This window comes from Bacteroidota bacterium, from assembly GCA_018831055.1.
Classification (GTDB): domain Bacteria; phylum Bacteroidota; class Bacteroidia; order Bacteroidales; family B18-G4; genus M55B132.
In genome coordinates, this window is sequence record JAHJRE010000313.1 from 1 (window position 1) to 2,608 (window position 2,608).

A 2,608-nucleotide genomic window follows, 5' to 3' on the forward strand; every position below is an offset into this window, starting at 1 on the left:
CCGGCGGGGCCTGCGCACCCTCGAATGCGTCGACCTCTGGCCCGACGGCTTTGCCGGCGACGCCGACCTCATCGCCTTCATCGCCGAGTCCGCGTCGCTTGAGGGCTTCCAGCTCCTCACCCTCCCACACTTCTCCCGGCGCCTGGGGGAGCGCTTCCGCGAGCTCGGCCTCTTCGCGCGGCCGCTGGCCCGCAAGAACCTCTACCTTGTCCCCGGCGCGCTCGAGCATGAAGGGCTGGAGGAAGGCTCGTACTTCGTCGGCCTGCAGGGAGACTACGGAACGGCCGGGCCTTAAACCGCCGGCGCGTCTCAGTAGGTGGTCTCGGCCGTCCGCGTCAGAGCCGTCCGCCCCTCCTCCATCTTTCGCGTGAGCCCGGAATCGTCCAGGACGCACGCCTTCCTCTCCCCGCTCGGGGCTTCCCAGCCGCGCAGGTACGCCTTCCAGACCTCGTCCTCCGCGGCCGAGAGGCGCGCCGAGCCCCGCTCCTCATTCGCCAGCTTCCGGTCCCCCTCCTGCAGATGCGCGACAGCCTTCCAGAGCCGCAGCCCATGCAGCTCGGGCATCCGGCGCAGCGCCTTCCGGTAGTATTGTATCGAGAGGCAGAACTCTCCCCGGCGTCTGTAGAACTCTCCCACATGGGCCAGCAGCAGCGGCCACCAGCCGTCGAGCTTCCCGGCCGCGTCGCGTTCCCAGGCGTTCTTCGAAAATTCCCCCTTGAGCCACTGCCTGAGCGCGTGCGACTTCATGAGAAGCTCGGGATCGCCCTCGTGAATAGTTCCGAGCACGGACATCACCCGCTCAGAGAACACCGGTCTTTTGTTCCAAAGCGGGTACCACATCCAAAATCGGAAGACGTTCCAGGCCTCCCGCATGGAGGGCTTCGCTGAGCCGAGCCTCCCGAGCACGGCGGCCTCATGAGACTCCAGCCGCTCCATGCGCAGAGGCGTCCCGGTGAGCGCGTCCGGGAGCCTGCGCGCGATGGTCACCGAAACCAGGGGGTCCGCGTAGCGAAACCAATGGACGCTGTCCTCGATGAGATTCCGGCCCGTCAGCCCGTGCGGGGACGCGGATTCGAAAGCCCTCTCCAGATCCGCGAGCGCGACGCCTTCCGCCCGCGCCACGCGCCGGAGCACGGATTCGTTGAGCTGCGGTACCGGCGAGCTCGTTTCGTGCGCCTGCAGGTAATGGCGCTTGGCTTCCCCGTAGCGACCCAGGTGTTCCAGGCATCGCGCCAGATGATAATGCCCCATCGCCTCCCCCTGGTCCTCTGCCAGGTGCCGCTCGAAGGCTCGGGCAGCCATCTGGAAGCGTTTCTGCTCCATAAGAATCCGGCCTTCGAGGAAATCCGGAATATCCAGGGGCAGGACGGGCCCGGGCGGCATGTCGCGCAGATTCAAGGGCAAAGTGCAGAGGACCATCGGCACCCCTCGCTCCTTGGACCGCCTCACCATGCGCAGGAGATGCTTCCTAAACCTCGACTCGATGGTCTTGCGGCTTCCGTGCCGATCGCTGCGATACGCCATTACGAGCATCTTCCGCCAGGCGCGGCCAAGAAGCGTCCCTCCTCCGAGGCGCTTCGTCACGCGCGCGGTCCATGCGGGCGGCAAGCCGGGCTGAACCTCGTTGAGCACGCTCATCACGACAATGAGGTCCGGGGAGTATCCCGATACCTCCTCGTGGACCCGGTCGACGCGCGGACTGTTGTAGCTTTTAAGGCCCGTATTGACGACCTCCACGCGTCTGTCCGGGAGCAGGTCCTGGAGCACATCCTTGAAGCCGGGCTTCTCCCGTCCGCTGTCGAAGGCATTGGCCACCGAGCCGCCCAGGATGAAGACCCGGAACACGCCCTTCTCCTTTTCCTTGGAGAAGCGCCTATTCCCCAGCTCGGGATGCTTCCGTCCCGTGTAATAGACTCCGCCCGCGTTGTCCGTCTTCTCGACGAACAGGGGCTCATAGGGATCCAGAAAGAAATACTCGAAGCTCTCGTCGCTCCATCGCTCCCCGGACCCGGCGCTCCCGCCCCGGAGCAGCGCCCATACGGCGACGGCCAGCACGACAAGCCCGGCGGCTGCCGCGACTCTGGAGTTTAGACGCCTCATGCTGCCCAAGACCAAGCGGGTACTATAAAGCCGGCGCTTCGTCGACCGCCGCGCGCAGCTCCCCGAAGGTCTTGACGACGCCGGCCTGCATGCAGTCCTTGCCCAGGTGCCGGCGTATCGAGGCGATCAGCAGGGCGCGCTTGAGGGAGGTCTCGAGGCCGCCGGGGCCGAGCGCGAAGTCGCTGCTTAAATCGCCGGACGCGCAGCCGGCGAGATCCGCCACGATCTCCTCAAGAGTCTTCATAAGTGCCGAGGCGCTCACGCAGCGCCCGCAGGAACCGCGCGGCCTCGCGGCCTTCGGTAAGCCGGTGATCGAAGGTCAGGCTCAGCTGGAAGACGCGCTCGCCGCCAAGCGGCTGCTCGGCGCCGACGCCGAGGATCGCGCTCTGCCGGTGGTTGATGACGGGCCGGAAGGAGAAGACGTCTTCGCCGGAGAGATCGGTCACGGTGAAGGTCCCGTCCTGCAGGGCCGCCGCCGGCAGCGAGCCTTCGTGGTATTCGAGCGCGC

The 2,608-nt window shown here is 66.5% G+C and carries 4 protein-coding genes; 1 reads left to right on the forward strand and 3 read right to left on the reverse strand.

Annotated elements, in window-relative coordinates; all coding sequences use genetic code 11:
- A partial coding sequence (locus KKA81_17240; protein MBU2652674.1) for a hypothetical protein occupies nucleotides 1–295 on the forward strand: 295 nt, incomplete at its 5' end.
- 14 nt (nucleotides 296–309) lie between these two features.
- Here the strand turns inward: KKA81_17240 and KKA81_17245 are convergent.
- The 3 genes from KKA81_17245 to KKA81_17255 form a co-directional block, all read right to left on the reverse strand.
- Nucleotides 310–2,100: a hypothetical protein gene (locus KKA81_17245; protein ID MBU2652675.1), complete on the reverse strand. Its 1,791-nt coding sequence runs from the start codon at nucleotides 2,098–2,100 to the stop codon at nucleotides 310–312.
- Nucleotides 2,101–2,122: 22 nt separating this feature from the next.
- Entirely contained in the window at nucleotides 2,123–2,344 is a 222-nt protein-coding gene (locus KKA81_17250) for a hypothetical protein (protein MBU2652676.1), read from the reverse strand.
- On the reverse strand, nucleotides 2,331–2,608 hold a 278-nt coding region (locus tag KKA81_17255; protein MBU2652677.1), incomplete at its 5' end, for a 2-oxo acid dehydrogenase subunit E2. The genes KKA81_17250 and KKA81_17255, both read right to left, overlap by 14 nt.

What these genes read in the sequence shown, in the direction of transcription:
- KKA81_17245 (MBU2652675.1), bottom strand. Translation starts at nt 2,100, where the DNA reads ATGAGGCGTCTAAACTCCAGAGTCGCGGCAGCCGCCGGGCTTGTCGTG.
- KKA81_17250 (MBU2652676.1), bottom strand. Translation starts at nt 2,344, where the DNA reads ATGAAGACTCTTGAGGAGATCGTGGCGGATCTCGCCGGCTGCGCGTCC.